Origin of the sequence: Haloferax gibbonsii ATCC 33959, assembly GCF_000336775.1 — an archaeon.
Classification (GTDB): domain Archaea; phylum Halobacteriota; class Halobacteria; order Halobacteriales; family Haloferacaceae; genus Haloferax; species Haloferax gibbonsii.
Map to the genome: position 1 here is coordinate 369499 of NZ_AOLJ01000011.1, position 26510 is coordinate 396008.

Annotated in this window: 31 protein-coding genes, 2 tRNA genes and 3 pseudogenes; 14 read left to right on the forward strand and 22 right to left on the reverse strand. The window is 67.9% G+C overall.

Features of this window, described 5'->3' with window-relative positions; all coding sequences use genetic code 11:
* Positions 1 to 97: 97 nt before the first annotated feature.
* From C454_RS04620 to C454_RS04660, 9 genes are all read right to left on the reverse strand, one after another.
* Positions 98 to 1111: a pyridoxal phosphate-dependent aminotransferase gene (locus C454_RS04620; protein WP_004973151.1), complete on the reverse strand. Its 1014-nt coding sequence runs from the start codon at positions 1109 to 1111 to the stop codon at positions 98 to 100.
* A gap of 99 nt (positions 1112 to 1210) precedes the next feature.
* Complete coding sequence (locus C454_RS04625) at positions 1211 to 1960, reverse strand: adenosylcobinamide amidohydrolase (protein WP_004973156.1); 750 nt, start codon at positions 1958 to 1960, stop codon at positions 1211 to 1213.
* Entirely contained in the window at positions 1953 to 2975 is a 1023-nt protein-coding gene (gene cobD / locus C454_RS04630) for a threonine-phosphate decarboxylase CobD (RefSeq protein WP_004973157.1), read from the reverse strand. Before cobD ends, C454_RS04625 begins: the two co-directional genes overlap by 8 nt.
* Positions 2965 to 4002: a nicotinate-nucleotide--dimethylbenzimidazole phosphoribosyltransferase gene (locus C454_RS04635; RefSeq protein ID WP_004973160.1), complete on the reverse strand. Its 1038-nt coding sequence runs from the start codon at positions 4000 to 4002 to the stop codon at positions 2965 to 2967. The genes cobD and C454_RS04635 overlap by 11 nt, the downstream gene beginning before the upstream one ends.
* The gene (locus C454_RS04640; protein WP_004973162.1) at positions 3993 to 4631 is read right to left on the reverse strand and encodes an NTP transferase domain-containing protein; all 639 of its coding nucleotides are present in this window, start codon (positions 4629 to 4631) and stop codon (positions 3993 to 3995) included. Before C454_RS04640 ends, C454_RS04635 begins: the two co-directional genes overlap by 10 nt.
* On the reverse strand, positions 4616 to 5380 hold the full coding sequence (gene cobS, locus C454_RS04645) for an adenosylcobinamide-GDP ribazoletransferase (protein ID WP_004973164.1): 765 nt from the start codon (positions 5378 to 5380) through the stop codon (positions 4616 to 4618). Before cobS ends, C454_RS04640 begins: the two co-directional genes overlap by 16 nt.
* Positions 5371 to 6279 (reverse strand): CobD/CbiB family cobalamin biosynthesis protein, encoded by a 909-nt coding sequence (locus C454_RS04650; RefSeq protein WP_004973165.1) that lies wholly within the window; start codon positions 6277 to 6279, stop codon positions 5371 to 5373. Before C454_RS04650 ends, cobS begins: the two co-directional genes overlap by 10 nt.
* A complete protein-coding gene (locus tag C454_RS04655; RefSeq protein WP_004973166.1) occupies positions 6270 to 6905 on the reverse strand; it encodes an HAD family hydrolase in 636 nt (211 codons plus the stop codon). Before C454_RS04655 ends, C454_RS04650 begins: the two co-directional genes overlap by 10 nt.
* Positions 6906 to 6990: 85 nt before the next feature.
* Positions 6991 to 7704, reverse strand: coding sequence for a hypothetical protein (locus C454_RS04660; protein WP_004973167.1), 714 nt, complete (start codon positions 7702 to 7704; stop codon positions 6991 to 6993).
* A 200-nt stretch (positions 7705 to 7904) separates the two neighbouring features.
* Between C454_RS04660 and C454_RS04665 the strand changes: the two genes are divergently transcribed.
* Entirely contained in the window at positions 7905 to 8387 is a 483-nt protein-coding gene (locus C454_RS04665; RefSeq protein ID WP_004973168.1) for a peroxiredoxin family protein, read from the forward strand.
* Between the two features lie 37 nt (positions 8388 to 8424).
* Here C454_RS04665 and C454_RS04670 read toward each other — a convergent pair whose 3' ends face one another.
* The 3 genes from C454_RS04670 to C454_RS04680 all read right to left on the reverse strand — a co-directional run bounded on the left by C454_RS04670 (position 8425) and on the right by C454_RS04680 (position 9747).
* On the reverse strand, positions 8425 to 9408 hold the full coding sequence (locus C454_RS04670) for an aldo/keto reductase (protein WP_004973170.1): 984 nt from the start codon (positions 9406 to 9408) through the stop codon (positions 8425 to 8427).
* A gap of 177 nt (positions 9409 to 9585) precedes the next feature.
* A tRNA-Tyr gene (locus tag C454_RS04675) sits at positions 9586 to 9659 on the reverse strand.
* Between the two features lie 14 nt (positions 9660 to 9673).
* Positions 9674 to 9747 (reverse strand) — tRNA-Tyr (locus C454_RS04680).
* Between the two features lie 125 nt (positions 9748 to 9872).
* Between C454_RS04680 and C454_RS04685 the strand changes: the two genes are divergently transcribed.
* The 3 genes from C454_RS04685 to ftsZ all read left to right on the forward strand — a co-directional run bounded on the left by C454_RS04685 (position 9873) and on the right by ftsZ (position 12080).
* Positions 9873 to 10463, forward strand: coding sequence for a double zinc ribbon domain-containing protein (locus C454_RS04685; RefSeq protein WP_004973173.1), 591 nt, complete (start codon positions 9873 to 9875; stop codon positions 10461 to 10463).
* A 217-nt stretch (positions 10464 to 10680) separates the two neighbouring features.
* Positions 10681 to 10866 carry a ribbon-helix-helix domain-containing protein gene (locus C454_RS04690; protein ID WP_004973176.1) on the forward strand — a complete coding sequence of 62 codons (186 nt, stop codon included), beginning with the start codon at positions 10681 to 10683 and terminating at the stop codon, positions 10864 to 10866.
* A 2-nt stretch (positions 10867 to 10868) separates the two neighbouring features.
* Positions 10869 to 12080: a cell division protein FtsZ gene (ftsZ, locus tag C454_RS04695; protein WP_004973177.1), complete on the forward strand. Its 1212-nt coding sequence runs from the start codon at positions 10869 to 10871 to the stop codon at positions 12078 to 12080.
* A 179-nt stretch (positions 12081 to 12259) separates the two neighbouring features.
* On the opposite strand, the gene ncsA is transcribed toward ftsZ, so the two are convergent.
* Positions 12260 to 13225, reverse strand: coding sequence for a tRNA 2-thiolation protein NcsA (gene ncsA / locus C454_RS04700; RefSeq protein ID WP_004973180.1), 966 nt, complete (start codon positions 13223 to 13225; stop codon positions 12260 to 12262).
* A 144-nt stretch (positions 13226 to 13369) separates the two neighbouring features.
* Here ncsA and C454_RS04705 point away from each other — a divergent pair, with 144 nt between their 5' ends.
* Entirely contained in the window at positions 13370 to 14017 is a 648-nt protein-coding gene (locus C454_RS04705; RefSeq protein WP_004973183.1) for a DUF7095 family protein, read from the forward strand.
* Positions 14018 to 14043: 26 nt separating this feature from the next.
* Here C454_RS04705 and C454_RS04710 read toward each other — a convergent pair whose 3' ends face one another.
* The gene (locus tag C454_RS04710; protein ID WP_004973186.1) at positions 14044 to 14325 is read right to left on the reverse strand and encodes a hypothetical protein; all 282 of its coding nucleotides are present in this window, start codon (positions 14323 to 14325) and stop codon (positions 14044 to 14046) included.
* Between the two features lie 76 nt (positions 14326 to 14401).
* Between C454_RS04710 and C454_RS04715 the strand changes: the two genes are divergently transcribed.
* The gene (locus C454_RS04715) at positions 14402 to 14617 is read left to right on the forward strand and encodes a zinc ribbon domain-containing protein (RefSeq protein WP_004973188.1); all 216 of its coding nucleotides are present in this window, start codon (positions 14402 to 14404) and stop codon (positions 14615 to 14617) included.
* 18 nt (positions 14618 to 14635) lie between these two features.
* Here the strand turns inward: C454_RS04715 and C454_RS04720 are convergent, their stop codons facing one another.
* Complete coding sequence (locus C454_RS04720) at positions 14636 to 14983, reverse strand: winged helix-turn-helix transcriptional regulator (RefSeq protein WP_004973197.1); 348 nt, start codon at positions 14981 to 14983, stop codon at positions 14636 to 14638.
* Positions 14984 to 15120: 137 nt separating this feature from the next.
* Here C454_RS04720 and C454_RS04725 point away from each other — a divergent pair, with 137 nt between their 5' ends.
* A complete protein-coding gene (locus C454_RS04725; RefSeq protein WP_004973200.1) occupies positions 15121 to 15759 on the forward strand; it encodes an NAD(P)-dependent oxidoreductase in 639 nt (212 codons plus the stop codon).
* A 61-nt stretch (positions 15760 to 15820) separates the two neighbouring features.
* Here the strand turns inward: C454_RS04725 and C454_RS04730 are convergent, their stop codons facing one another.
* The 4 genes and pseudogenes from C454_RS04730 to C454_RS21335 form a co-directional block, all read right to left on the reverse strand.
* Positions 15821 to 16573 carry a class I SAM-dependent methyltransferase gene (locus tag C454_RS04730; protein ID WP_049905018.1) on the reverse strand — a complete coding sequence of 251 codons (753 nt, stop codon included), beginning with the start codon at positions 16571 to 16573 and terminating at the stop codon, positions 15821 to 15823.
* 114 nt (positions 16574 to 16687) lie between these two features.
* The gene (locus tag C454_RS04735) at positions 16688 to 17569 is read right to left on the reverse strand and encodes a deoxyribonuclease IV (protein ID WP_004973207.1); all 882 of its coding nucleotides are present in this window, start codon (positions 17567 to 17569) and stop codon (positions 16688 to 16690) included.
* Between the two features lie 75 nt (positions 17570 to 17644).
* A pseudogene (locus C454_RS21330) lies at positions 17645 to 18022 on the reverse strand (lipoate--protein ligase family protein); the annotation flags it as partial.
* Positions 18022 to 18603: pseudogene (locus tag C454_RS21335) on the reverse strand (lipoate--protein ligase family protein); the annotation flags it as partial. The pseudogenes C454_RS21330 and C454_RS21335, both read right to left, overlap by 1 nt.
* Positions 18604 to 18771: 168 nt before the next feature.
* On the opposite strand from C454_RS21335, the gene C454_RS04750 reads away from it, so the two are divergent.
* The 5 genes from C454_RS04750 to C454_RS04770 all read left to right on the forward strand — a co-directional run bounded on the left by C454_RS04750 (position 18772) and on the right by C454_RS04770 (position 23403).
* Positions 18772 to 19422, forward strand: a complete 651-nt coding sequence (locus C454_RS04750; protein ID WP_004973209.1) for a VOC family protein — start codon at positions 18772 to 18774, stop codon at positions 19420 to 19422.
* Between the two features lie 48 nt (positions 19423 to 19470).
* Entirely contained in the window at positions 19471 to 20526 is a 1056-nt protein-coding gene (locus C454_RS04755; protein WP_004973213.1) for a sensor histidine kinase, read from the forward strand.
* A 145-nt stretch (positions 20527 to 20671) separates the two neighbouring features.
* A complete protein-coding gene (locus tag C454_RS04760; RefSeq protein ID WP_004973215.1) occupies positions 20672 to 21439 on the forward strand; it encodes a helix-turn-helix domain-containing protein in 768 nt (255 codons plus the stop codon).
* A gap of 79 nt (positions 21440 to 21518) precedes the next feature.
* Positions 21519 to 22280, forward strand: coding sequence for an MBL fold metallo-hydrolase (locus C454_RS04765; RefSeq protein WP_004973217.1), 762 nt, complete (start codon positions 21519 to 21521; stop codon positions 22278 to 22280).
* Positions 22281 to 22494: 214 nt separating this feature from the next.
* Positions 22495 to 23403, forward strand: a complete 909-nt coding sequence (locus C454_RS04770) for a serine/threonine-protein kinase RIO2 (protein ID WP_004973221.1) — start codon at positions 22495 to 22497, stop codon at positions 23401 to 23403.
* A gap of 127 nt (positions 23404 to 23530) precedes the next feature.
* Here the strand turns inward: C454_RS04770 and C454_RS04775 are convergent, their stop codons facing one another.
* On the reverse strand, positions 23531 to 24199 hold the full coding sequence (locus C454_RS04775; protein WP_004973222.1) for a helix-turn-helix domain-containing protein: 669 nt from the start codon (positions 24197 to 24199) through the stop codon (positions 23531 to 23533).
* Between the two features lie 95 nt (positions 24200 to 24294).
* Here C454_RS04775 and C454_RS04780 point away from each other — a divergent pair, with 95 nt between their 5' ends.
* Positions 24295 to 24495, forward strand: coding sequence for a hypothetical protein (locus C454_RS04780; RefSeq protein WP_147299476.1), 201 nt, complete (start codon positions 24295 to 24297; stop codon positions 24493 to 24495).
* Between the two features lie 215 nt (positions 24496 to 24710).
* Positions 24711 to 24914: a DUF1328 domain-containing protein gene (locus C454_RS04785; protein ID WP_004973225.1), complete on the forward strand. Its 204-nt coding sequence runs from the start codon at positions 24711 to 24713 to the stop codon at positions 24912 to 24914.
* 49 nt (positions 24915 to 24963) lie between these two features.
* Here the strand turns inward: C454_RS04785 and C454_RS19775 are convergent.
* Positions 24964 to 25491, reverse strand: a pseudogene (locus C454_RS19775) (zinc ribbon domain-containing protein); the annotation flags it as partial.
* Positions 25492 to 25639: 148 nt separating this feature from the next.
* Positions 25640 to 26488 carry a YihY/virulence factor BrkB family protein gene (locus C454_RS04790; RefSeq protein WP_004973227.1) on the reverse strand — a complete coding sequence of 283 codons (849 nt, stop codon included), beginning with the start codon at positions 26486 to 26488 and terminating at the stop codon, positions 25640 to 25642.
* Positions 26489 to 26510: the final 22 nt, after the last annotated feature.

Below are 26510 nucleotides of genomic sequence, written 5' to 3' on the forward strand. Positions count from 1 at the left end.
GACTCGACGTTCGCGGTGTACGCGACCCTCCTCACCATCGCGTTCATCGTCTATCTGAATCGGTGACTCGGCGTCAGCGAGACGCGACCGCGGCGACTCAGGTCGCCTCGGCGAGCGCGTCGAGCAGGCGGTCGTTCTCGTCCGGGCGGCGGACGTTGATTCTGACGTGCGAGTCGAGCCGCTGGTAGTCGCGGGCGTCGCGGACGGCGAAGCCGCGACGCCGGGTCTCGTGAAGGACGCGGTCGACGTCGTCGGCGCGGAACAAGACGAGCGTGCTGTCGGCCGGGTGCGGTTCGTAGCCGAGTCGGTCCAAGCCCGCGACCACCCGCGGGCGCTCCCGTTCGACCCGGTCCCGCGTGGCTTCGAGGAAGGCGTCCTGTTTGAGACAGAACGTCGCGACCTCGACCGCGGGGGCCGACAACACCCACGTACACCGCGCCCGCGAGAGCCGGTCACCGAGGTCGCCCGTCGCGGCCGCGAACCCCGCTCGAAGCGAGGGGACGCCGAAGATATTCGTCACCGAGTGGAGCGCGATGACGCCGTCGAGGCCGGCCGTGCTCGGGAGGCGGGTGAAGCCGAGGTACGACTCGTCGACGATGACGGGCGTGCCGACCCGGCGGCAGGCGTCGATGAACGCCCGAAGCTCGTCTCTCGGGTACGCCGTCCCGACGGGGTTCGCGGGGTAGCTGAGAATCACCGCCGCGTGCTCGCCGGGGTCGACGGTTTCGAGCAGTCGGTCGTGGGGGACGTGGACCGGCTCGCCGCCCTGGAGCCGGATTTCGCGGGCGTACTCGCCGCAACAGGGTGCCGGGAGCGCCACGCTGTCGCCCGGCGAGACGGTCACGCCGACGGCGAGCCGCATCGCCTCGATGACGCCCGCCGCGGGGACGACCTCCTCGGGGTGACAGCCCACGAACTCCGCGGCCGCGACGCGAAACCGAGAGTAGTCGTCCAGCGAGTATCGCCGCGAGGTGGAGAGCGCCGACTCGTAGACGCCGGCGATGCCCGCCGGCCGCTCCGGGTTCGACCCGGTGCTGAAATCGACGAGGGAGTGGTCGGCGGTCCCGCCGTGGGTAACGTGGTCGACATCGGGAACGGAACCGGGATCCATACCAACGTGCTAGCCACCGACTATAATCAAGGCTTCTACGGGAACCATTTAGCTACCACCGTTGATTCCACACCCTACGGGCCGTTTTCTCGGTAGTTCTCAAATCGAAGAGACGGTCGCGCGGTCGTCGGCGACGACGCCGTAACTCGCCTCGTCGACGCCCCGCGGAATCGGGTCGTCAGCGTACCGCGAATCGAGGCTCGCGAGCACCGCGTCGCGGACGCAGACCCGCGCGGCGTTGCCGACCTCGGTCGCGCTTCCCGAGAACGTCACCGGGTCGCCCGCGGGGTCGCACGCGGCGACCACGGCGTCGGTCGTCGTCCCCGGCGCGCCGCAGCGAGCGAGGAGCGTCGCCGCCTTCGCCTCGGCGGCCACGGCGACGAGGTTCGCGAGCGCACCCGGCTCCAGCGACCGCGTCGTCCCGACGAAGACGTTGACCGTGCCTGTCGGGTCACCGCCGTCGCCGCCGGCCGTCACGTCAGCCGTGTCGGACTCGTCGTCCCATTCGCCCGACTCGTCGGCCCGCTCGCTCGGGTCGCTGTCTATCGGGAGTTCCGCCGGGTTCGACACGCCAGCGGTGGCGACGACCTCGACCGGGTCGAACCGGGCGCGCCGGGCGTGTTCCTGGCCCACGCCCGTCAGGAGCGTCGGCCCGCGCTCGTCGAAGCCGGCCGACGAGAGCCGCCGTTCGACGTACGCGTCGAGGTCCGTCTCGGGCCAGCCCTCGGGGACGGTGACGTTGAACGCGGCGTCGGCTCGCGACTCGCCGCCGGCGTAGCCCGTCGACAGCCAGCGCGTGTCCGGACGGCCCAGCCGACAGACGCCGCCGCGGCGCGTCGCCTCAAACATCGTCGGCGACGGCGGCGAGCGCCCGGAGCAGTTCGTCGTTCTCGTCGGGGCGTTTCACCGCGACGCGGACGTGCGAGTCGAGCGTCGGGAACGTCGTCGCGTCCCGGACGGCGACGCCGCGGTCGCGGGCGGTCTCGACCACCGCGTCGACGTCGCGGTCGCCGACGTCGAGGAGGAGAAACGGCGCGTCCGACGGGTACACGTCGAAGGCCTCGGACAGCGTCTCGCGGAGTCGTTCGCGCTCGTCCGCGACGCGCTCTCGCGTGCGCGAGACGAACTCGGCGTCGTCCATGCAGTACGTGCCGACGGCGGCCGCGGGCGTCGAGAGCGACCACGCTCGTCGGGCCACGGCGAGTCGGTCGCCGAGGTCGTCGGTGGCGACGGCGAACCCGGCGCGGACGCCCGGCAGGCCGAACATCTTCGTCAGCGACCGGGCGACGACGACGCCGGGTTCGCCCGCGAGGCTCGGCTCGTCGGTGAAATCGAGGAACGCCTCGTCGACGACGAGGACCGTGTCGGCCTCGCGGCAGCGCGCCGCGAACGCCCGGAGGTCGACGACGGGCGCGAGTTCGCCCGTCGGGTTGTTCGGCGTGCAGACGACCGCGACCGCGTGGCCCGCGGGGTCGGCGTCGAGGAGTTCGTCGTGGGCGACGGGAACCGGCTCCGCGCCCTGCAGGCGAATCTCGCGGTCGTACTCCCCGAAACTCGGCTCGGGGACGAGCGCGGTGTCGCCGGGCGACAGCGTCACCTCGAACGCGAGCCGCAGGGCTTCGAGGCCGCCGGCGGTCGGCACGACCGCTTCGGGCACACAGCCGACGTAGTCCCCGGCGGCCGCCCGGAAGTCGGCGTAGTCGTCGTCGGGGTAGCGGGTCGAGGCGTCGAACGCCTCGCGGTACACCGCCTCGACGCCCGCGGGCCGCTCGGGGTTGGTGTTCGCGCTGAAGTCGACGACGGTCGGGTCGGTGGTCCCGCCGTGGAGGACGCGGCTCCCCGCCCGGACGGACTCAGGGTCCATCGTCGATGTCGGCGTCAACCTCGGCGTCGGCCGCCGCGGTCCCGGTCTCGACGGCCTCGGGGTCCAGCGTCGAGAGCACGTCGAGCGTGGCCGCCTCCACGTCGTCGAGGACGCCCATTCGGTCGGCGAGCATGAGCGCGCCGCCCATGCCCGCGCCCTCCTTGGCCTCGCCCGCGGCGTAGCGGTCCAGCGGGTGCGTCTCGAAGCCGGGGTCGGTGACGGTCAACTCGAGGTCGAGCGCCTCGGCGGCGTCGGCCAACTCGGGCACGTCGTCGGCGAGGTACGAAGTGGTGGCGAGGGTCAGGTCGCCGTTCGCGCCGGCGTGGCGGGCGAGCGCGGCGGCCGCGAGCAGTTGCGTCCCGCCGCCGAGCGTCACGTCGATGCCGTTTTCGAGCGCGCCGACGGTGAGTCCGGCCACGACCGGAAGCACCGGGTCGCCGAGGTAGCGGGCGGCGCGCCGGGGCTTGTGGGCCGCGAAGCCGGGTTCGACGTCGCTGGCTTCGAACGCCTCGGCGACGACCTCCTCTTTCAGGCTCGTCGGGTTGTCCGGGAGCGACGACGAGACGGGGAACTCCTCGCCGAGCGCGCGGAACACCGCGAGCGCGGTGGTCGTCCCGCCGGGGACGGTCTCGCCGATGACGAGTTCGTCTTCGGGGAGCGCGAGGCCCATCCGCCGGGCCGCCTCGAACGCGCCGGGGGCGGTCGGGACCGGTTCGCTCTCGCGGATGTCGCGGCCGGGTCGCGCGCCCACGTCGATGGTCGGCGCGGCGCTCGGCTTGGCGAGGCCGGCGTCGACGGTGAGTACGTCGAATCCGGTGAGTTGCTTGACGGCGCGGGTGACGGCCGCGGGCGTCGGACAGCCGGTCGGACTGACCGGCGTCACCGGCGAGCGGACGGGCTCGCCGTACTCGATGATTTCGGCGTCGGCGCTCGGCGTGTGGCCGACGAGCGAGGGGTCCGCGCCGGCGGCGCTGATACCGGGAATCTTCGCCGTCTCGGTCGTGCCGGCGACGAGGACTACTCGCATCGGTCCTCCGCGAGCGCGATGTCTGTCGGGCGGTTCACGTTGAGTGCGAGTCTGGTGTCTGTGGAGAGGTACATGGTCGAATCGGTGTTGGTGTCGGCGTCAGTGTTGGTGTCGGTGTCCGTGTTCGTCTCGGCGTCGGTCTCGCCATCTGCGTCCGCGGGACCGACGACGCCCAGTCCGGTCGGGCAGACGGCGGTCCCCTCGTGGTCGAAGACGAGCGCGTCGTCGACGCTGGCGCCGAGTTCTCGCTTCAGTTCGACGGGGACGCACGCGGTGGCGGCCCCGCCATCGGCGGCCGCGACGACGGCGTCGACGTGTTCGGGTGCCACGAGCGGCAGGTCGGAGACGACGGTGACGGCCGGTCGGGAGACGCGGGCCAACGCGAATCCGAGGTCGGAGACGTAGCCGTCGCCGGGGGCCTCGATGGGGTCGAGGCCGAGGTCGGCGGCGCGGTCGCGGGTGTTCGGCGTGTGCGGCGAGGTGACCGCGCGGACGCTCTCGACGCTCGAATCGCGGAGCGCCGCGGCGACTCGGTCGAGCATGGGTCGCCCGCAGATGTCCACGAGCGGCTTTTCGACCGGCGCGTCGAGGCGGGTGCCGCGGCCGCCGCACATCACGAGAGCGTCCATACCACCACCCCCACGTGGACGGCCGCGGCGCGGGCCAGCTCGTTCGTCGCGCCGAGCAGGTCGCCCGAGACGCCGCCGAGTCGGGCGCGACCCCACGAGCGGACGAGCAGCGCGACGACCGGCCCGCAGCAGAGCGCCGCGACGACGGCGGGACCGCCCGTGACCGGCGCGAGCGCGACGACCGGGAGACAGGCCACGGCGACAGCGAGCAGCCCCGAGGGGCTGTTCTCGCCGACGAGCGCCGAGCCGAGCCCCTCGTGGGCGGGCGTGCCGAGACAGACCAGCGTCGCCATGCCGGCTTTCGCGCCGACCTCGGCGGCGAGCGCGATTGCGACGGCGGCCGTGAGGCCGATACGGCCACCCGCGCCCGCGAGACCGAACGCGCCGAGCGCGAGGACGACGAGCGTCAGGCCGAACGCGAGCAGGCCGCCGACCCCCGTCTGGGAGTCCTTCAGGACCGACAGCCGCCGGTCGGCGTCGCCGTGGACGACCGCGGCGTCGCCGAGGTCTGCGAGGCCGTCGGCGTGGGTGACGCCGGTCACGAGGTACAGCGTCACGAGGTACAGCGCGGCCGCGGTCGGAATCGGGAGCGGGAGCAACAGCGGGAGCGCGGCGAGCGCGCCGACGACGTAGCCGACGAGCGGAAACGCCACGGGCGCGCGTCTGAAGGCGTCCCAGTTCGACTCGTCGCCGCCGACGGGGAGACGGGTGAGGAAGCCGAGCGCGCCGCGGAGCGCGGTCAGAACCACGCGACCACCCCCGCGACGGCGAACGCGGCGAGCCCCGCCCGCGAGACGAGTCGGACGCCCCGCGCGGCGGTCGCCGCGTCGGGGGCCTCGGGTCCCCCGTCGAGCAGGTAGTGACCGGGCTTTTCGAGTCGCGTTTCCAGCAGGACCGCGAGGGTCGCCATCGGCCACCCCGAGTTGGGCGACGACGGGCGACGCGCCAGCTCGCCGACCCGCGTCACCGTGGCCGGCGCGCCGGCGACGACGGCCAACAAGACGGCCGAGACGCGCGCCGGGAGCCACATCACCGCGTCGTCGAGACGGGCCGGAACGCGACCGACCGGCTTGTGTCGGTAGCCGAGCATCGAATCGAGCGTGTTGACGCCTTTCACCCACGCGGCCGCGCCGACCGCGAGCGGGAGCGAAACGGGCGCGAGGAGCGTAAACGCGAGCAGCGGGGCGACGAGGCCGTCGGCGAGGTTCTCCGCGGCGCTCTCGACGGCGGCGCTCCGGATGTCGGCCGCCGAGAGCGACGACGGGTCGCGCCCGGCCAGCGCCCGGAGTTCGTCCCGGGCGGCGTCGAGGTCGGACTCGTCCGCCGTGGCCGAGACGACCGTCTCCGCCGCGTCGAGCAACATGCGAAGGCTCGTGGTCGAAAACAGCGCGAGCGCGGCGACGGCCGCGCCGAGCCACGGCGAGACGAGCGTCGCACCCCACGTCGCGCCCGCGGCGACGCCCGCGGCGAGCGCCGGGAGCGCGACGGCCGCGACCCCGCCGACGAGCGTCGGACGGGTCCACTCGCGGTCGACGGGGGAGACGAGTCGTCCGAACAGCGCGACCGGGTGGATTCGCGCCGGCGGTTCGGCGAACCCTCGGTCCAGCGCCGCGGCGGCGACGACGGCGGCCGCGGCGGTCACGGGCACGGGTCCTCCCCGGCGCGTAGCCTCGCCGCGACCGATTCGAGCGTCGTCTCCCGGAGGTTCACGAACCGGCCGCCGACGCCCTCGACGCCGCCGTCGGAGTCCGGGTCGTCGCCGACGTGGACTAACTCGGTCGCCTCGACGCCGAGGCCGCGAGCGGCCGCCTCGAACGCTTGCGGGTGGGGTTTCCGCCAGCCGCAGGCGACGCTCGTCGTGATGGCGTCGAAACCGCGTCTGTCGAGGTCCGACCGGATGAGCGTCCGCGCGACGAGTTCGGGGACCGAGCAGTTCGAGAGGAGGCCGACCGGGCCGGCCTCGCGGGCAGCCGCGACCGCTTCGACCGCGCCGGGACGGGTGGTCACCTCGGGGTCGAACGCCGTGATGACCGCCCGCCGAGCGGCGTTGTCCGGCGAGGCGACGCCCCGAGAGCGGAGCGCCGCGGCGACGTGGGCCGGAAGCGGGACTTCCGCGCCCTCGGGCGCGTCGATGTGGACCTCGCGGTAGGCGTCGTCCCAGTCGTCGGGGACGGCGACGCCGTACTCGCGGAGCGCGTCTGCGACCGCCGCGCCGGGGTCTGAGGGGTACTCGGCGTCGACGAGCGTACCGAAGAGGTCGAACGTGACTGCCACTAGAATTTCATTGGCGAAACTGTACTTGAATATAGCGAAGCGGGGGGTTCGGCTGTGGCGGCCCCATCGAGTGTCTCGCTGGTCGTCAGCGACGAACCTCGGGACCGTCCCCTCGAGCGCGTCGCCCCCACCGTTCGAGGACGTACCATCCCCCCGCGAGGAGCGCGATCCCACTCCCGAGCAGGTACCCCACGTCGTGGAGGTCAGTGCTCACCCCCGCGTATCGGGTTGACAGCGGTGGTTGAGTCACGTGGTAGTACCGCCCGTCGTGTGCGACGAGAACGGCGGTCAGGCGTTCGTGTGTGGTGAGTTCCCCCGTTCGAACGAGTTCGCGTAGTCGAGGGGTGGCGGCGGAAACCGCGAGGTCGTCGTAGAACGCGCGGAGTGTGACTCGCTCGGTGGTGACTCGTACCGTCCCGTCTTCCTCGTATTCGTGGAGGCGGTAGACCTCACTCACGTCTGAGGTGGTGCCGCTAGTCCCGACGACGGCATACCGGTGGTCGACGAGCGACCCGGGGAGCGCCGCTTTCGTCCGAGACCCGTTTGCCGCCTCGCGGAGCGCCGTCCGTTCCGGTCGGTCACCGGGACCGTCGCTGGCGATGAACGCCGCCGACGGCCCCGCCAGATCGACCGTGGTGTCGTCTACGACTACCGCTGCGGCGCCCTCGGAGGAGGCAGACAGCTCTCTCACCTCGTAGGTGTACGTCCTGTCGGGGGTCGTCGCGTCGAGCGCAACGGACCCGCCGATGAGCGCGACCCCAACAGCGACTGCGAGGAGGAGCGTCTTGCGGGAGGGCACTACTGGGTTCGAACGTGTTGGCGGATAAGTATCTTCTGTGGATGGGTGGCAGAGACTCGGGCATTACCGAGCTGCAGATTCAGCCGGGCTATCACCGCTTGCGGAGTCCGACAAGACCCCGGTTTCACTTCCGGGTGGTGGTGTGCCCTAGTCGTCCAACCACCGCACATATAGCTACGACCAGTTCGTCGCTTCGAGCCATGAGTCTACAGGGAACCGAAGCACCCGACTTCACGCTCGAACGCACCGCCGGCGACGACGTCACCCTCTCGGAGACGCTGGAGACCGGGCCGGCCGTCGTCCTCATCAACCGCGGGACGTGGTGTTCGTTCTGCGCCGAACAACTGCAGACGTTCGACCAGGTCGCCTACGACCTCTGGTTCAACGACGGCGTCGACGTGGTCCCGGTTGTCACGAGCGACCTCGGCGACGCGGTCGAGATGCGCGACCGGTTCGACTTCGACTTCCAACTGGCCGCCGACCCGGAAGGCGAGGTCGCTGCGCGGTACAGCGGGACTGAAGAGACCAGCCACGGCGTGACCGGCATCGCCGGCACCTACGTCGTCGGCGAGGGCGGTGTCGTCCAGTACGAACAGGTCGCCGACCACCCGGCCGACCGGACCTACGGAAATTGGGTCCGGTACTTCATCCGCAACGAATACGAGGACGTCTTCGAGAGCTAACCGGCTGTCGCACCTCGGTAGCCGCTACTGGGACACCTCACCAGCGATGGTGCACGTGTTCGCGCGCGTACGCGTCATACGCTTCTTCGACGTGCTGGAACTGCTCCGCCGACAGCGGCGGGAGCGACGCCGCGGCGACGTTGTCGCGGATGTGTTCCGGCGAGGTCGACCCGGGGATGATGGTGCTCACGGCGTCGAACGAGAGAATCCAGCGGAGCGTGAACTGCGCGAGCGACACTCCCTCGGGAACGACCTCTGCTATCGAGTCCGCGGCGGCGAGACCGTCTTCGAACGGGATTCCGGCGAACGTCTCGCCCACGTCGAACGCCTCGCCGTTTCGGTTGTAGTTCCGGTGGTCGTCCTCGCCGAACTCGGCGTCTTCGGAGAGCGCGCCGGTGAGCAGCCCCGACGCCAGCGGGACGCGGACGATGACGCCGACGTTCCGGCGCTGTGCCTCCCGGAAGAACAGTTCGGCCGGCCGCTGTCGGAGCGGGTTGAAGATTATCTGCACCGTCTCGACGCCGTCGTACTCGATGGCTTTGAGGCCGTCTTCGGCCTTCTCGACGCTCACGCCGTAGTGGTCTATCTTCCCGCCGTCGCGGAGGTCAGAGAGCGCGTCGAACACCTCCGGCTGGTAGTACACGTCCCGCGGCGGGCAGTGGAGTTGGACGAGGTCGAGCGAGTCGACACCGAGGTTGTCCCGGCTTCGGTCCACGAACCGTTCGAGGTTCTCGCGGTTGTAGCCGTCCGCCTCGTGCGGGTCGAGTCGTCGCCCCGCCTTGGTGGCGACGGTGACGTCGTCGTCGCGGTCGTCGAGCACGTCGCCGATTCGGCGTTCGCTGTCGCCGTCGCCGTACACGTCCGCGGTGTCGAGGAAGTTAATGCCCGCGTCGAGCGCGGCTTCGATGGCGTCGTACGCCTCTTCGTCGGTCACTGGACCCCAGCTACCGCCGAGTTGCCACGTTCCCAGCGCGACCTCAGAGACGTCGAATCCAGTCGTACCGAGCGGTCGAGAATCCATGGCGTCCGATTTCGGACAGACGGGGGTAAATGACGGGGTCGCGGCGAGATATACGCCGATTGTTCGTGAGGGTTCGAACGAAGTCGGGTCCTGACTGCTCTCCCCGATTTGAACTCACTCGCAACGCTTCGCGTCGCTCGCTGCTCAAACCGGCTCGACCGGGTTTTGCAAGCAAAATCCGCTCTCCCCGATTTGAACGGGGGACAAGCCGATCTACAGTCGGCTGCTCTGCCAGGCTGAGCTAAGAGCGGTNTTGCAAGCAAAATCCGCTCTCCCCGATTTGAACGGGGGACAAGCCGATCTACAGTCGGCTGCTCTGCCAGGCTGAGCTAAGAGCGGTCACCGATTGCTATCCGGTCGATGCGTTTAACCATTATCATTCTCGCCGCCGCGTGCACCGTGCATGTGTGCCGTGTGTCAGACAGGTGCGAACATTGATATGCCGCCGAGATAATCCCGGAGTAATGAGTAAAATCACGTTCCGCGCCGACGACGCCCTCGTCGAGCGCTTGGACCGCCTCGACACCTCGAAAAGCGAGGTGATGCGCGAGGCGCTCCGCCGGTACCTCGACGACCTGGAACGTGACGACGCCGCGGACGACGACGCGTCCGACACCGACGGCCTCGACGGCGCGCTCTCGGCGCGGGTCGAGGAACTCGTCGACGAGCGACTCGACGAACGACTCCCGACGCTCGTCGAGGAAGCGGCGGCGGCCCGCGAGTCCGAGCGTCCGACGCCCTCGGACCTGAACGTCAACATCAACGTCGATGGTTCGAACGGCGAATCACGCGTAAACGCGGGTGTAGCCCGGGAAGAAAACCCGAATACGGTTCGTAAGACACGGGACGAACTGCAGTCGTCAAAGGCTGACGACCGCGAGATGAGCTGTGGCCAATGTGGCGAATCCGTGGGGAAGGACCACGTGTACTGCCCGAACTGCGGCGAGAAAACCTCCCATCGCGTGTTCTGCGAGTGCGGCGACGAACTCCGCTCCGACTGGGCGTTCTGCCCCGACTGCGGTCGCCGGACGCCCGCAGCCGACGTTCTGGAATGAGCATAACCGGCGATTAAAGCGTCCTATACGGGATATTCAGCCCCGTCTTACAATCGCCGTTACATTTATATTCTATCCCTCTGTGGTGATTATCGCGTAAGACGGTTGTCTTACAGCCACCCGACGGCGGCCCGCATCCCGGCGTCGTCCGTCGGTTTTCGGGTGTAAGACACTCGCACACGAGTGCGGCGCGCCGTCTTACCGGGGGAATGTAAACATGGAGCGTGTGACACTACGAATTCCGAAGCAGCAAATCGAGGAGGTCGAGCGGATGGTCGAGACGGGAGAGTTCCCGAACCGATCCGAAGCCATCCGTTCAGCCGTTCGCGATATGCTCAACGAACAGACTACTGACAAGCGACAGCGCGAATCTACCAGCAAGCGCGGCTGGGCAAAGGTGTAACTATGCAGGATATCGTTCGCGAGGCGATGGAACGGGACGAGGCCGAGCGCAAGACGCAGTCGTCGCTCGACGACAGCGACGACCAGTTCGGTGACCCGCGAATCGTCATCGTCGGCGCCGGTGGTGCTGGCAACAACACCATCAACCGCCTGTACAACATCGGTGTCGAGGGAGCCGACACGGTCGCCATCAACACCGACAAGCAGCACCTGAAGATGATCGAAGCGGACACGAAAATCCTCGTCGGGAAGTCCCTGACGCAGGGTCTCGGCGCCGGTGGTGACCCGTCGATGGGTGAGCGTGCGACCGAGATGGCACAGGGCACGATCAAAGACGTGCTCGGCGACGCCGACCTCGTGTTCGTCACCGCGGGGATGGGTGGTGGCACCGGTACCGGTGCGGCCCCCGTCGTCGCGAAGATCGCAAAGGAGCAGGGCGCAATCGTCGTGGGCATGGTCTCGACCCCGTTCAACGTCGAGCGCGCCCGCACGGTCAAGGCCGAGGAGGGACTCGAAAACCTCCGCAACGAGGCCGACTCCATCATCGTGCTGGACAACAACCGCCTCCTCGATTACGTCCCGAACCTGCCCATCGGCAAGGCGTTCTCGGTCATGGACCAGATTATCGCCGAGACCGTCAAGGGCATCTCGGAGACGATTACCCAACCGTCGCTCATCAACCTCGACTACGCCGACATGTCGACAATCATGAATCAGGGCGGCGTCGCGGTGATGCTCGTTGGCGAGACGCAAGACAAGAACAAGACCCAAGAAGTGGTCAACGACGCGATGAACCACCCGCTTTTGGACGTGGACTACCGCGGTGCGTCCGGCGGTCTCGTCCACATCACGGGCGGCCCCGACCTCACGCTGAAGGAGGCCGAGGGAATCGCGAGCAACATCACCGAACGGCTGGAAGCCGCCGCGAACGTCATCTGGGGCGCTCGCATTCAGGACGAGTACAAGGGGAAAGTCCGCGTCATGGCCATCATGACGGGCGTCCAGTCCGCGCAGGTCCTCGGCCCGACGACGCAGAAGCAGGCCGACAAGTCGCGTCAGAGCATCCAGTCGCGCGAGTCGCAGCAACAACAGCACTCGGGTTCAAGCTCGGAGTTCGATAGCTCGGAACGAGCCCAGACGGCGCAGAGCGGCACGTGGTCCGACGGCGGCCGCGACGAGGTCGAGAAGAACAACGGTCTCGACGTCATCCGGTAACGCCCTGTCTGACCCGCGCGGACGCCGCCGCGCCCGTCGGGTACACTCGTGGGTTCTTTTTCGCTGACGCGGTTCTCCGACCGTGAGCGTCGACGATGGCTCGGTCGGTGTGACCTCACCCGTCGCTGTCTGACTGTCCGACTCGTAAGACACGGCGAGAAATCGGCGTTCCGTACCGCTCAGACCGCTTCTATCGACTCGATGAGCCGGCACTTCCGACAGACGTCGCCGGCGGTCTTCGACCCGCAGCGCTCGCAGTCGTTGAGGTCGACGCGGCCCTCGCCGCGGTACTCGCGGGCGGTCAGTTCGGCTAACTCCTCGTAGCCGGCCATGATGGAGTGGCGGGTGCCGGGGTGGTTCTCTTCGAGTTTCAACAGCAACTGCTGAATCTCGCCGCGGTAGGCCTCCGAGGAGTGGGGGCACTCGGTGATGTGCGCCGGGAGGTCCTTCAGGTGGGCGTAGAGCGCGACTTCCTTTTCGGGCACGTCGCGCAGCGGCTTGGCCCGCGGGATGAACTCCCCGGCGTCGCGGCGCTTTTCGAAGTCGCCGATGCTGGCGTCGAAGTGCTTTGCGACCTGCTTGAGGTCGCCCTCGAAGAAGTTCATGAGCGCCGTCTGCGCCTCGTCGTCGAGGTTGTGGCCCGTGAGCAGTTTGTCCGCCCCGAGCTCGTCGGCGAAGCGTTCGAGCAGGTCGCGGCGGAACACGCCGCAGTAGGCGCAGGCGGCCATGTTCTCGGGGTCCTTTTCGACCACGTCGTCCATCTGGACGCCGAACTCGTCTTCGTAGGTGACCAGTTCGTGGTGGATGTCGAGGTCTTCCGCGAGTTCGACGCAGGCGTCGACGGACTTGTCGCGGTAGCCCTCGATGCCCTCGTGGATGGTGAGGGCGACGAGTTCGATTCGGGGGTCTCGACCGAACGTGTCGTCGAGGATGTGTGTGAGGACGACGCTGTCCTTGCCGCCGGAGAGTCCGATAACCCACGTCTGAGGGTTCTCCGGGCTGGCGTCGCGGGGCAGCATGTTGTCCTCGCGGATGCGGCGGCGCACGCGTTTCTCGACCGAGGCGCAAAAGTGGTCTTCGCAGAGGTGGGCCCCGGAGTAGGCCGCGTGCATCACCGCGTCGCGGCCGCACTTGTCGCACTCCATTGCCGGTCGCTTGCCCGGCGGGAGGGATACGGGTTTCGCCTCGGGGCGGGCGTCGCTCGCTCGACCGGCGACCCGACCGCGCTCGGTCACACCCATCACGCTCGGTCGCAACCGGTTTGACCCTCCGAACCCCACGGACAGTCGATGGACAGAGACGCCGCCCTCGACCGAGTCGACGCCGTCGTCGACGCCGTCGAGTCCGAGACGCTCCCCGTTCCGGTCCGCGAGGTGTGGGTCTACGGCGACGTGGCGCTCGGCCTCGACCCCCTCGACCGACTCGACGTGTACGTGACGAAAGACATCCTCCTCCGCGGCGACCCCGACGCGGCCGAGGCGTTCGAGCGGTCCCACGGCGTGAAGGGCGTCGGCAAGAGCGTCCGCGCCGAGTGGGCGCGCGAGCATCCCGATCTGCTGCGAGCCAACGCGAACGGCTACGCGGCCCCCGAGAAATGCCTCGCCGCTCACCTGCTCCCCGACGACGACGAACCGGTCCACCTCGAAGTGTGCAACGCCTCGTTCGAGGACAACGTCACCCAGCGGCTGAAGGGCGCGGTCGCCCGCGAGGCCTACGAACAGATTCTCGACCCCCGCGGCGTCTGCCTCTACGCCGACGGCCAGCGCTCGCCCGACGCGATGTCGAAACTCCGGAACAGCGAGTTCGCCTTCCCGACGCTCTCGGGCGCGCTGGAGATGCTCGGGCTGGAAGGCGACGAGGCCGAGACGGCCGTCGAGGCGATGCGAGCCTACCGGGCCGAACAGACCGGCACGTCGGTCCGCGGCGACGTGGTCTGAGGGCGGAACCGAGCCGGGCCGACCGGCTACCAGTCGCGGTCGTCGTCGCGGCCGCGGTCGCGGTCGTCGATGCGCTCGGAGCCCCAGCCAGAGCCGTCACCTCGGTCGTTCTCGTCCGGGCGGCGGTCGGTTCCGCGACCGTGTTTTTCGTTGTACCGCATCCCCTCGTCGCGGGCGCGGCGTTCCGCCTCCTCGCGACTCATCGTCGGTAAGTCGCTCGTCTCGCCTTGAATCGCGGCGTAAAGGGCGATTGCGGCACCGATGCTGAGGAGGACGAAGAGGAAGAACACGAGACCACCGGCGGGCATGTGCGTACTCGCGGGCGGGAGGCAGGAAATCGTTTTGGAGGTGGTTTTTTTCACTGGAGTAGTTCAACTACCCAACATGAGCCCTCCACCAAGTGCCGACCGCGACGGCTGTCCGAAGTGCGGCCACTCCGAGACCGAAATCGACTCCATCGCGACCTCGGGGACCGGTCTCTCCAAGATGTTCGACATCCAGAACCGCCAGTTCACCGTCGTCTCGTGTGCGAACTGCGGCTACTCGGAACTCTACCGCGGGCAGTCGAGCGGGAACTTCGTCGACCTGTTCCTCGGCTGAGCGACCACGCTGCGCCGGTTACGATTCCGCGCCGCCGTCCTCGGACATCCATTTTTCGCCCCACTCCGAGATGTCGTCGAACGCCGGTAGCAGCTCTTCGCCCTTCTGCGTGAGCGAGTAGTACACCGCGATTGGACTGCCGTCTTCGACCTCCCGCTCGACGTACCCCAGCTCTTGAAGGTCGTCCAGCACGCGCGAGAGCGTCTGGGAGTTCGCGCCGCTCGCGCGCTTGAGTTCGTTGAACCGGAGGTCGCCCTCGCGCAGCACGTGGATGACCGTCATCCGCCACCGCGAGCCGATTTCTTCGAGCGTCTTGATGACCGGACACTGTTCGTACTTCGTTTCGAGGTTCTGGTGCGGTGACATCGGCGTGACCTACTCACACCGAGGTTCGCTTAGATATAATAAACTCACCCTCGTTGACCAAGTATGACGATGTGACCGCATCGTCGCGGCGAACCGAGCGACGAACACACTCACGACACGACCCACAACACACCATCATGCACGTACTCCTCCTCGGTGCGAGCGGCCGAATCGGCACGCGAATCGCGAACGAACTCCTGAACCGCGGCCACGCGGTGACCGGCGTCTCCCGAAGCGGCGACGTCGACGGCGTCGACGACCCCGACTTCTCGGCGGTCGCCGGCGACGCGACCGACGCCGACCAAATCGCGCGACTCGCCGCGGGCCACGACGCGGTCGCCTCCGCGCTCGGCCCGGGCGACGACGAGTCGCCGGAGGTCCTCGTCGAGATGCTCGACGCCGTCGTCGACGGGATGCGCCGCGCCTCGGTCGACCGCCTCGTCTGGACCGGCGGCGCGGGCATCCTGAACGTCGCCCCCGACACGCGGCTCATCGACTCGCCGGAGTTCCCCGACGAGTGGAAGCCGGTCGCCAGCGCCGCCATCGAGGCGTACGGCCTGCTCGAAGACGCCGACGACCTGCGGTGGACCTACGTCGCGCCCGCGGCGTTCATCGAACCCGGCGAGCGGACCGGCGAGTTCCGGACCGCGCTCGGCGAACTCGTCGCCGACGAAGACGGCGAGAGCCGCATCTCCATGGAGGACTTCGCAATCGCGTTCGCGGACGAACTGGAGAGCGGCGACGCAGTCCACGAACAGCTCGCGGTCGGCTACTGAACAGATAGCTTTTTTCGGCCGTCGAGTCGGGTCGCGTTGAATCGGTCCGGCGGTGACCCGACTACACTCGCCCCGTCGTCACGTCGAACGGGACGACCTCGGCCCGGCGGTACTCCCCGTCCCGAATCTGCTGGACGACTTCGCGCCCCATCTCGCGCCACTCGCGGCGGACGGACTCGTAGGAGTCGTCGTCGAGGCCGCGGCGGAGGTCCGCCTCGTGGCGGTCGAGCCCCTCGCCGGTCGCCTTCTTGGCCGCGCTCCGCACGTCGTGGTCGTCGTACGGCGGCTCGGTCAGCTTCCGGTGGTGGTACCGGCGGGTTCCGACGACCGAGAGGCCGGCGTCGGCGAACAGCCCGCGGACGCGGTCGCCGAGCGCCACGTCGGTCGCCACGCCGTCGCGGAACGCGTCTCTGACGCGGCGGTCGAGCGCGGCCTCGGCCTCGACGGTCGAGTCGACGCCGACGGCGGCGTTGTCGGGTTCGACCGTCGCCACGAGGTCCGACGAGACGCGGGCGAACTCGGAGAGCGCGGCGGTCGGGTCGGGGAGGTTCACGAGGAGCGCCTGACAGACGACCAAATCGAAGCTGTCGGCGGCGAAGGGAAGTCGGGTCGCGTCGCCGGCGACCGCCTCGATTCCGGCGCGGTCGCTGGCGACAGAAAGCAGGTCGGTGTCGGCGTCGACGCCGACGACGCGGGCGTCCGAGGCCTCCGCGAGGACGCGCGTGAACTCGCCGGTCCCGCAGCCCACGTCGAGGATGCGAGCCCGGCCGTCGAGGTCGAGGTCGGCGAGGGCCGCGCGGGAGTCGTCCCACATGCCCGCTCGCGTCCGCCGGAGGTACGATTCCGAGAAACGTCGCACACGCGGTGTCGGGCGCGGCGACCCAAAAAACAGTCGATGCGACGGGTCAGTGACTCCCCGTCCGGTGTCTTACTCCGCGTCGGCGCGGAGTTCGCGGACGCGCTCGATGTTCCACGCGAAGCCCTTGCCGTCCTCGGTGGGCGTCTCCAGGACGAGCGGCACGTCGTTGTCGACGATGGCGTCGTGGTTGATGAACGCGCGCATGCCCGCCTCGCCGATGAGCCCCTCGCCGATGAGGGCGTGTTCGTCCTTGTTCGTCCCGCACTCGTGTTTCGAGTCGTTGAGGTGGACGCACTTGAGGTGCTCCAGACCGACCTCGGCGTCGAGTTCCTCGAACGTCTCTTCGACGCCCGCCGCCGTCGAGAGGTCGTAGCCCGCGGCGAACGCGTGGGCCGTGTCGAGACAGACGTCGAGGTCCTGTTCGGACTCCTCGAGGACGTAGCCGAGGTGGGCGAAGTCGTCGCCCATCTTCGTGCCCGACCCCGCGTCGGACTCGATGAGAACGGTGACGCCGTCGGGGATGTCGAGGTCGTCGAGGACGGAGACGGCGTTGTCGAGGCCCTGCTGTTCGCCCGCGCCGGTGTGGGCACCGAGGTGGACGTTCACGTACTCGATGCCGAGCTTGTCGGCCATATCGACCTCCGTCTGCATCGAGTCCAGCGACTTCTGTCGGAGGCCGTCTTTGGGCGTACAGAGATTGACGAGGTACGACGAGTGGATGACCCACGGCCCCGACAGTTCGTCGGCGGTCTCCTCGCGGAACAGTTCGGCCTCCTCGTCGGAGATGTCGGGGTCGCGCCACACCTGCGGCGAGGTGGTGAAAATCTGCCCGCAGTTGCCGCCGAAGGCGACCTGCCGGAAGACGGCGTTGGCGACGTTACCGTGCGGTGGGGTCTCGTCGTCGGAGGAGACCTTCGAACTGGACATCGAGACGTGTGCGCCGACGTGCATGCAGAGTCCGACGGCGTACCCGAACAAAGGGACTTCGGAGTCGGCGGCGACGGCGACGGGAGCGGTGGCGGCCGGTCAGTCGGACCGCGACCCCGGACGCCGGCGTACCCAGTCGTCAGCGCGGTACTTCTCGTCGACCTTCGCGCGCGCCCGGTCGAGTTCGTCGTCGGTCCACGACCCCTCGTCGGCGTCGACGAACCCCGAGAGCGACTCGGTGAGCGCCGCGACGAACTCCTCGCGGGAGGCGTCGACGAGTTCGTCGATGCCGACGACGCGCTCGCGGAACGCCTCGGGCGTCACGTCGTGGCCGTCGAACACGTCGAGGTGGGTCTCGGCGTCCACCGAGTAGGTGAGCGAGCCGTGCTGGACGACGGCGTCGCGGCGGCGGTACTGGGCGTTGCCCGCGACCTTCCGGCCCGCGGCGACCATGTCGTGGGCGGGGNTAACACGTCGAGGTGGGTCTCGGCGTCCACCGAGTAGGTGAGCGAGCCGTGCTGGACGACGGCGTCGCGGCGGCGGTACTGGGCGTTGCCCGCGACCTTCCGGCCCGCGGCGACCATGTCGTGGGCGGGGTGGAGCGCCCGCAGGTAGCAGGCGGGATGCCAGATGACGGGCACGTCGTCGTCGACGAAGTCCACGTCCACGCCGACCGCGCGAATCGCGTCGAGAATCGGCTCGCACAGGAGGTGATAGCAGTCCATGAGGTCGCCCGGCAGCTCCGATTTCGGCGCGGCGATGGAGTAGGCCACGTCGCCGTGGCGGTCGTGGTAGATGCCGCCGCCTCCCGTCTGTCGGCGGGTCACGTCGATTCCCTCGCGTTCGCAGTAGTCCCAATCGACGGTCTCGGGGTCCTGTCCGTAGCCGAGCGAGAGGCAACTCGGCTCCCACGAGTAGACGCGGACGGTCCGGGGGCCGCCCGCGGCGGCCGTCTCGCCCGCGACCTCGTCGAGCGCCATCTGCATCGGCCCCGGTCGGACCTCCTCGCGAATCACGCGCCACTCGCGGTCGGCAATCGACCCCTGCGAGTCGTTCATACGTCGGCTTCGTCCATCCGGGAGAAAGCGATTTCGACGCTCGGCCGCGAGCCGTCCGGCCTCGTCGCGACGGTCACCGGTCGGGCGGCCGACCGGCGGCGCAGTCGACGCGGCCGGCGCGGCCGACGCGAGCGATTCGATTAAACCGCACCGCGGTGACGTGGAACCATGAAGTTCAACCGCGTCGCCCTCGCCGCGACCGACCCCATCTCGCTGTGTGAGTTCTACGTCGAGACGCTCGGGTTCGCGCCGGTCACCGGGTCACAACGCTCGGCGACCGCTGGAGAGACGACCCTGTGGTTCGAACTCGGCGACACCGACCCCGGCCACCTCGCCTTCACCGTCTCCGCCGCGGTCGACTCCGTGGTCGCGTGGTTAGACGAGCGCGCAGGCGTTGACGTGCTCGACACCGACGAGGGGCCGAGCGTCCGGTTCGACTTCCTCGGCTGCGACTCCGTCTACTTCGAGGACCCAGAGGGCAACGTCATCGAGTACGTCTGCTACGACGGCGACGCCACGGGCGAGTTCGACCCGGCGACCGACCTCCGCGGCGCGACCGAGGTCGGGATGGCGGTCCCGAACGTCGAGGAGTTCGTGGCGTCGATGACCGAGACCCTCGGCATCGAGCCGCTGGAGTCGTTCGAGGGCGGTGACCTCGTGTTCGTCGGCGGCCGAGACGCCCGCTTCGTCGTCTCGCCGGTCGGCCGCGCGTGGTACCCGACCGACAGCGAGGCGACCGTCGGCCCGGTCTCTGCGCAGTGCGACGCCGACGGCGTCTTCGACCCCGAGGGACTTCCGTACCGCGTCAACGTCGAGTGACAACTCGTTTCAGAGAAGCGTTATTACACTCACGAGAGTCAACGAACCGTGAACGTCTCTCGTCTCGTCGGCGCGGGGTCGCTCAGCCTCACCGGGCTGGCCCTGTTCGCCATCGTCTCGAACAGCGTCGCCTCGGTCGCATCCGACCTCGCGGGGCTCGTCGCCGCGGGCTTCGGCCTCCTCATCGCGGTGCTCTTCGTCGCCGTCGGCCCCGTCGTCTACCGAAGCGACCTCAAAACCGTCCATGTCGCCCGCGTCGCCGGCTGGAACCTCCTCGGCGTCGTCGTCACCGTGTTCGTCCTCGCGCTCATCGGGAGCTACCAGCGGGCCGCGGGCGGGACGGTCAGCGAACCGCTTTTCAGCGCCGCCGTGGTCGTCGGCGTGAGCGCCGTCGCGCACGTCCTCATCGGCCTCAACGACGTGCGCCGGATTCGAACCCGCGAGCTGTCCGAACAGTACAGGCGGTCGGCGGTCATCAACCGACTCGTCCGCCACAACCTCCGGCACACCGCGCAGTTGCTCCTCGGCTGGGGCGACCAACTCGCGACCGACGGCGGCGACGACGAGACCGTCCGCATCGGCGAGCGCCTGAAAGCGACCGGCGACGACCTCGGCACGATGAGCGACCAGGTCAAGACCGTCACCCAACTCGTCGACAGCGAACCCGAGGGCGAGACGGTCGACCTCAGCGCGCTCCTCGAATCGCTCGTCGACGACCGCTCGGCGGCCACCCCGGAGGCGACCATCACCGTCAGCGGCGACGGCCCCGCGACAGTCGTCGGCGGGAAGAAGCTGAAAATCGCCTTCCGCGAGGTCGTCGAGAACGCGCTCGAACACGCCGGCCCGGCTCCGACGGTCGAACTCGCGTACGAACGCGTCGGAAGCGAGGTCGTCGTGCGCGTGACCGACGACGGACCGGGCATCCCCGACCACCAGCGCGAACTCATCGAGCAGAACGTCGAAGAGAGCGACCTCGCCCACGGCAACGGGCTGGGCCTCTGGCTCTCGAAGTGGATCGTGGAGGCCTACGGCGGCGAACTCCGACTCCCGCCGACCGAAGAGGGCGAGGGTGCGGTCGTCGAGTTCCACCTCGACGCGGCCTGAGTCCACAGCCTCGGAGGCGGGGAGATAGTGATTTTCGCGCGGTTTCGCCGATTGAACCGGGCGCTCGGAGACGTACTCCCAATCAGGAGCGCGTTTCTGGGATAGGAGCCGACCGGTTATACCCACCGAGCGGAATTATCCAATAATGCGCGAGGTCGTGTTTACCATCGAGTACGAGCGAGGGGTCGACCCACTGATGGACGTCTTCATCGAGTCTCCCGATTTGTACGCGCGGTCGATGCAGGTGCAAGCGACCAGCGAGGCGGTATGGGGCATCGAGAAGCTCGTCGGCACACCGTCCGTCCTCGACGAGTACGACGAGCGCCTCGAACGGGTCGCCCAAGAGTCGAGTTTGGTCGGGATGTGCGGCGCACCGGTCACCGAGTACAGGTACGAGATGCTCTCGTCGAACCCGGAATCGCGGAAAATCTACTCGCTCCAGCGGGAAGGTGACGGCCCGCGGTCACTCCCGATCGCCGCCGCGAACCACCTCGGTGAGGGAGTGATAATGCGGTCGGAACGCCACGGCGACCAGTTCCGCTGGCACCTCCTCGTCGACGGCTCGCTCGGAACCTTACACGACGACGTTCGAGCGAATCTCCGCGACGGACTTTCGCTGACGGTCGAACGACTCGGTGAACCCCCCTGTCTGCTCGAAGATGGACGGACACAGCACGACCTTACGACAGCGCAAAAGACAGCACTGGAAGCCGCGCTCACTCGCGGCTACTACGAAGAACCTCGGAAGGCCTCGGTTAGCGAGATCGCCGAGGAGATCGACGTGCCGAGCTCCACGCTCCAGTACCGACTCAACCGAGCCGAGGCGTGGCTTGCCGAACAGTTCGCCGCCGACTCGATGACCGTCGATATCGACACGTCCCTCGACCTCGGGGACGTTGAGTTCATCGAGTAGTTGCCACCACGCCCGAATCGAGGGAGTTGGAATATTTCAGAACAAATCGTAACCGGTCAACTCCCCAAGCGAGGTGCGTATGACAAACGACTCCGAGATTCGCGTACGACTCGTGCGAAACGCGACGGTGCTTGCGACGGTCGATGACACCACGTTCCTCGTTGACCCCATGTTCACGCCGCAGGGCGAGATGCCGACGGTGACGGACAATCCGGCGGTGCCCGAGTTCCTCACGACGGCGAACCAGAAGCGAAATCCGTTGGTGCCGCTCCCGGACGTCGAACTCGACTACGACGCCGTGGTCGTCACGCATCGTCACCCCGACCACTGGGACGAGGCAGCCAGAGAGAAACTCGATGCGGACGTGCCGCTGTTCTGCCAACCCGAGGACGCAGGCGCGTTCAGCGACGAGGGCTTCACCGACGTGCGACCCGTCGAGGACGAGACGTCGTTCGACGGGGTGACGATCCACCGGACGCCGGGACAGCACGGCCACGGCGAACTCGCCGAGGGGATGGGCCCTGTCTCCGGGTTCGCCTTCGAGGGCGAGAAGTCGCTGTACATCGCCGGGGACACCATCTGGTACGACCCAGTAGCGGAAACGCTCGACCGGTTCGAACCTGAGATGGTCGTCCTCAACGGTGGGGAAGCACAGTTCGACCAGGGCGAACCAATCACGATGGGCGTCGAAGACATCGCGGCCGTCCGGGAGGCCACGGATGCGACCGTGGCAGTTGTCCATATGGAAGCCATCAACCACTGTCTGCTCTCCCGTGAGGAACTGCGAGCGGAGACCGAGAACGTCCTCGTCCCCGAAGACGGTGAGCAGGTATCTCTGTAACGGCAGTTCCACGGGGCGACTACGGTACGAACGGTAGGTAGGCACTGTGCGTAGCAACTCTTTCGGTCAGTTCTGACGGGGACGCCGACCCCCACACCACCCTCCGAAACTGCGTGAGTCGTCACGCCCGATTTCGTATCGTCACATGCAATTTATCATGGGCGACATTCGCCGACTCGCGGGCCTTTTACGCCTCGCCGACGGACGGACGTGCATGGTACGGAACGTCGCCGGCGTCATGGCCGAACTCGAGCCCGAGGACTTCTACCTCCTCTCGGGCGTCGAGCAGGGCATGCGCTTCAGCGAGTGGGTCAACCGGGAGAAGCTCCCGAAGAACTCGGGGCTGACCGCCGAAGAGGTCGACTACCGCATCGACCGCTGTATGACCCGCGAGCTCATCGAGCGCAAGACCATCCAGTACGAGGGGTACAAGCTCACGGTCGAGGGGTACGACGCGCTCGCCCTCCGGACGTTCGCCCAACGAGACACCATTCAGGGGTTCGGCGCGCCCCTCGGCGTCGGCAAGGAAAGCGACGTGTTCGAGGTGCAGTCGTTCAAGCCGCTCGCGCTCAAGTTCCACCGCGAGGGGTACACCAACTTCCGCGAGGTGCGCCGCGAGCGCGACTACACCTCCGAGAACCACCACGTCTCGTGGCTCTACACCGCCCGCAAGGCGGCCGAACGCGAGTACGAGGCGCTCGAAACCCTCTTTCCGCAGGTGTCGGTCCCGCGCCCCGTCGACCACAACCGCCACGCGATCATCATGGCGAAACTCGACGGCGTCGAACTCGCCAAGGCGAAGCTCGAATCCGAGCAGGTGACGGGCGTCCTCGACCTGATTCTCTCCGAGATGGCCGAGGCCTACGAGGCCGGCTACGTCCACGCCGACATGTCCGAGTACAACGTCGCGGTCGGCGAGCGCGGCATCACGGTCTTCGACTGGCCGCAGGCCGTCCCGACCGACCACGACAACGCCCGCGAACTCCTCGCGCGCGACGCGAAGAACATCGTCGGCTACTTCCGCCGCAAGTACCCCGCCGAGATGCCCGATGACGTGGATATCGACGCCCTATCGGCCGCCATCGCCGAAAACGAGTTCGAGAGCGTCACCACCCACGCCTGACGGCCTTTCGCTCGGCGACTCCGCGTGTCACCCGTTGCGAGCGTCAGCTACCGCTCTCGCTCGCCGAGGGGCCACTCGACGAGAGAATAAATCACATACCGCGATATGAAATCCCGAATCCGGCGTCTCAGTCCCGGAAATCGTCCGGGACCGACCCGATGAGCAAGGAGTCTTCGACGAGCGCATCCGTTCCCCGCCTGATTCGCTCGGAGAGCGACTGGTGAGAGACGCCCATCTTGTCGGCCAGTTCGGAGAGCGAGATTCGCCGGGGCACTTCGAAGTAGCCCTCTCGGGCCGCCGTCACGAGCGCCTCGAACTGGCTTTCGGTGAGACCGTACCGTCCGGCCGGTTCGGCGTCCATCTCTCGAATCGACTCGATTTCGAATCGCAGTCCGTGTTCCTCCGCGAAGTCGTGCGTCCGCGCGAAGTCGTCGCGAGCCGGGTAGAGTACGCGGAACTGCCACTCGTCGCCCCAACCGTACGCGTCGAGAATCGTCGCGTGAGAGTTCGTTATCATCTGCAGGAGCAGGTGAACGTGGTCGACCCACGCCATCCGGTAGAGATATTCGTCGTCGAACTCCGAGAGACAGGTGACTTCGTCGACCGACGGGTCTTCTCGCAGGGCGTCGTCGATGTCCGAGCGGTCGGCGTGACGAATCCACACGAGGGGCATCACGGTGTGTTCACCGCTCTCGATGATACGCTCGCACTCGATTTCGACGCCCGGAAGTGCGGAGAGCGTGTGACCTAACGCGAATTCTTCGGACGGAATCGCGCCCCGTACGATAGTTGCCATGGCGGTGGATAGGCGAGCGTGGTACATTTGTCTGCGGGCGGCCCGGGGCACACGCAGGCCCGCCGGTTACACTGCTTCGGATGCTCGTTCAGAACGTGATTGGACGCCAACTGCTGGATTCGAAGTGGACGAGAACGCTGAGCGTGTTGACCTCGGCCGTCGCGGGGTTCAGGGCGCTGGCGAAGGGCCGAACCAAACAGGGAGTGCTGTTTCTGGCTGCCGGAGCGCTCTCGCTCCGGTGGAGTAGCGCCGGATTCGCGGCGCAACTCGCCGCCGAAGCGTTGAACCGTCGCTAACTCGGGGGTCGGCGTCGGCGAATCAGGCCCCCGCGACGGACCGAACCTTGCCAATGCAGGGGCCGACCTCATTGTGTGCGGGTGGCAATCACGAACGCGATGAGACACACAGTTCACGCCGATGAGACCGGGGACGCTCGCGCTCCGAAGCCGCCGAAACCCGTCGCACACGTGCGGGAGGTGAAACGCGGGGGCACGCGGCCCACCGCCGGACGATGACGCTCTCGGCGCTCGGAGTCGCCGCGCTCACGCCGCTGCAGGGCGGCGGCGGGTTCCTCTACTACGCCGTCGTGTTCCTCGTCTTGGCCCTCGTCGCCGGGCTCGCCGGCTTCCGTGGAATCGCGGGGCTCTCGATGAAAGTCGCGCGCATCCTCGTCGTCATCTTCCTCGTGCTGGCCGTCGTCACGTTCCTCCTATGACATCCTCCCCGGCGCGAACGCCGGGGTTTCCTCTCGCTGGGGGTATCGCTTACCAACCCACGGAGGCAACTTGCGGGTTCGTGCGCTCCTCGTTGGAACAAGAGCGTGGTGACTCTGACCAGTCGTGGTCGTTCCACTTGAGGCACACGGGCCGTGCCATCGGCCGTGCTACGTCGGTCTGCCGTTGACGAGACACACCGTGTCTCGTTCGCCAATCAGAACGTTCTGAGTTCTGATGACGTCTCAGGAACGTTTCGGACGCTGTGAGGTCTGCGTGGCCCTCGAAACCGCACGGGCACGTCAGCGTGTCGCGGTGGCGTGTCGTCCGATCTGTTGAACCGCAGTTCGGACACTCTTGAGAGGTCCATGCTTCCGAACGAACCTCCACCGAGATACCATACTCCTCGGCGGTACAGGCGAGGCGGTTGATGAACGCGCGGAACGCCCAGAAGTTGTGCGTCTTGGCGTTCGTCTCCACCGACCAGTGCGTATCGAGTACGTCCGTCAACGTCCCGACGTACACCGTCGAAACGCCTTCGCCGTGCAACCTTTCGATGAGGTCACGGACAAGTTGCTCCACGCGGCGAAGGATTTGGATACCCCGGACTGAGCATTGTCGGCGGTTGTGTCCCTGTTGTCGGATTCACGCCCGCCGTGAACGGCGGGACTCTCTCCTCGATTCAGGTAGGGGACGCTGAACGCTTTTTCGCGGCGACGCGCCACCGTCAGCCTCGCTCGTCACCCGTCGTCTCGTCACCCGCCGTCTCGTCGCCGGGGTACCAGTCGGCGTCGGCATCGACCCGGTTCGCCAGCACCGCGTTGACGACGACGCCGACGAGTAGGGCCAGCGAGCCGACGTACAGCCACGTCAGGATGAGCAAGACCCCGCCCGCGGCACCGTAGAGTTCGATGCTCTGAGAGACGCCGAAGTAGAGGCGGAGCGCCTGGAGCGACGCCGTCCACCCGAGCGCCGCGAGCGCCGCCCCCGGGACCGGTTCCAGTGGAGAGACGTCGACGCCCGGAAACAGCGCGTACATCGGAACGAAAAGCACGGTGAGCAGCGCCCACAGGAGAACCGGCGCGACGACCGACCACAGCAGTTGTGTCACGCGGAAGGAGACGACGAGACCGGCGGCGGCGATGACGCCGACGCCGACCGCGACCGTCGCCATGACGAGGACGCTGTTGAGGAATCGCCTGAGCGCCGAGACCTCTTTCCGCGTGCCGTACACCTCGCTGAAGACGCTGTCCATCCCGCGAAACAGCCGGAGCGAACTCCAGAGAAAGATACCGAGGGCGAGCGCCGCGGCGCGTACTCGCCCGGCCGAGTTCCCGCTCACCGCTCTGAGCGTCGATTCGAACTGCGAGAGGTCGACGCCGACGAGCAGTTCGAACGTGGGGAGCAAGGCTTCGACGCGGCCGTACGTCGTGACGAGGACGAAAAGCAGGAGCGTCAGCGGGACGAGCGAGTTGAACGCGTAGTACGCGAGACTCGCGGCCGTCACCGTGACGTTCTTCTCGCGGATGACGGCGAGCGTCCGCGCGGCGAGGCGGCGGGCTCCGTCGCGGTCCATGAGCGTCCAACGCGAGGCCCAC

Bases quoted from the DNA above. Each gene is read 5' to 3' on its own strand.
- C454_RS04620 (WP_004973151.1), bottom strand. From the start codon at position 1,111: ATGGATCCCGGTTCCGTTCCCGATGTCGACCACGTTACCCACGGCGGG.
- C454_RS04625 (WP_004973156.1), bottom strand. From the start codon at position 1,960: ATGTTTGAGGCGACGCGCCGCGGCGGCGTCTGTCGGCTGGGCCGTCCG.
- cobD (WP_004973157.1), bottom strand. From the start codon at position 2,975: ATGGACCCTGAGTCCGTCCGGGCGGGGAGCCGCGTCCTCCACGGCGGG.
- C454_RS04635 (WP_004973160.1), bottom strand. From the start codon at position 4,002: ATGCGAGTAGTCCTCGTCGCCGGCACGACCGAGACGGCGAAGATTCCC.
- C454_RS04640 (WP_004973162.1), bottom strand. From the start codon at position 4,631: ATGGACGCTCTCGTGATGTGCGGCGGCCGCGGCACCCGCCTCGACGCG.
- C454_RS04665 (WP_004973168.1), top strand. From the start codon at position 7,905: ATGAGTCTACAGGGAACCGAAGCACCCGACTTCACGCTCGAACGCACC.
- C454_RS04670 (WP_004973170.1), bottom strand. From the start codon at position 9,408: ATGGATTCTCGACCGCTCGGTACGACTGGATTCGACGTCTCTGAGGTC.
- C454_RS04685 (WP_004973173.1), top strand. From the start codon at position 9,873: ATGAGTAAAATCACGTTCCGCGCCGACGACGCCCTCGTCGAGCGCTTG.
- C454_RS04690 (WP_004973176.1), top strand. From the start codon at position 10,681: ATGGAGCGTGTGACACTACGAATTCCGAAGCAGCAAATCGAGGAGGTC.
- ftsZ (WP_004973177.1), top strand. From the start codon at position 10,869: ATGCAGGATATCGTTCGCGAGGCGATGGAACGGGACGAGGCCGAGCGC.
- ncsA (WP_004973180.1), bottom strand. From the start codon at position 13,225: ATGGAGTGCGACAAGTGCGGCCGCGACGCGGTGATGCACGCGGCCTAC.
- C454_RS04705 (WP_004973183.1), top strand. From the start codon at position 13,370: ATGGACAGAGACGCCGCCCTCGACCGAGTCGACGCCGTCGTCGACGCC.
- C454_RS04710 (WP_004973186.1), bottom strand. From the start codon at position 14,325: ATGCCCGCCGGTGGTCTCGTGTTCTTCCTCTTCGTCCTCCTCAGCATC.
- C454_RS04715 (WP_004973188.1), top strand. From the start codon at position 14,402: ATGAGCCCTCCACCAAGTGCCGACCGCGACGGCTGTCCGAAGTGCGGC.
- C454_RS04720 (WP_004973197.1), bottom strand. From the start codon at position 14,983: ATGTCACCGCACCAGAACCTCGAAACGAAGTACGAACAGTGTCCGGTC.
- C454_RS04725 (WP_004973200.1), top strand. From the start codon at position 15,121: ATGCACGTACTCCTCCTCGGTGCGAGCGGCCGAATCGGCACGCGAATC.
- C454_RS04730 (WP_049905018.1), bottom strand. From the start codon at position 16,573: ATGTGGGACGACTCCCGCGCGGCCCTCGCCGACCTCGACCTCGACGGC.
- C454_RS04735 (WP_004973207.1), bottom strand. From the start codon at position 17,569: ATGCACGTCGGCGCACACGTCTCGATGTCCAGTTCGAAGGTCTCCTCC.
- C454_RS04750 (WP_004973209.1), top strand. From the start codon at position 18,772: ATGAAGTTCAACCGCGTCGCCCTCGCCGCGACCGACCCCATCTCGCTG.
- C454_RS04760 (WP_004973215.1), top strand. From the start codon at position 20,672: ATGCGCGAGGTCGTGTTTACCATCGAGTACGAGCGAGGGGTCGACCCA.
- C454_RS04765 (WP_004973217.1), top strand. From the start codon at position 21,519: ATGACAAACGACTCCGAGATTCGCGTACGACTCGTGCGAAACGCGACG.
- C454_RS04770 (WP_004973221.1), top strand. From the start codon at position 22,495: ATGGTACGGAACGTCGCCGGCGTCATGGCCGAACTCGAGCCCGAGGAC.
- C454_RS04775 (WP_004973222.1), bottom strand. From the start codon at position 24,199: ATGGCAACTATCGTACGGGGCGCGATTCCGTCCGAAGAATTCGCGTTA.
- C454_RS04785 (WP_004973225.1), top strand. From the start codon at position 24,711: ATGACGCTCTCGGCGCTCGGAGTCGCCGCGCTCACGCCGCTGCAGGGC.
- C454_RS04790 (WP_004973227.1), bottom strand. From the start codon at position 26,488: ATGGACCGCGACGGAGCCCGCCGCCTCGCCGCGCGGACGCTCGCCGTC.